Below are 227 nucleotides of genomic sequence, written 5' to 3' on the forward strand. Positions count from 1 at the left end.
AGGGGGCGCGAGCAACCTGAGAGCGGCCTGGGACATCTTTACCCGGCTACGCACCCAGGCAGCCGGGGGGTGGGTAAACATCCCTTGTAATGACAGGGAGATAGAACTGGCTCTGGGCAGACTGCTTCAGGTCATGGGGGGTACGGATAACCTGAAAAGGGCCCTGGACATCTTTACCCGGCTAAGCATCCAGGCGACCAGAGGACAGGCAAACACCCCCTGTGATG

General features: G+C 59.9%; 1 protein-coding gene. It reads left to right on the forward strand.

Features of this window, described 5'->3' with window-relative positions:
- On the forward strand, positions 1-227 hold a 227-nt coding region (locus E1189_RS23425), incomplete at both ends, for a hypothetical protein (protein WP_196221138.1).

The sequence above is a fragment of the Parendozoicomonas verongulae genome (genome assembly GCF_009711465.1).
Taxonomy (GTDB): domain Bacteria; phylum Pseudomonadota; class Gammaproteobacteria; order Pseudomonadales; family Endozoicomonadaceae; genus Sansalvadorimonas; species Sansalvadorimonas verongulae.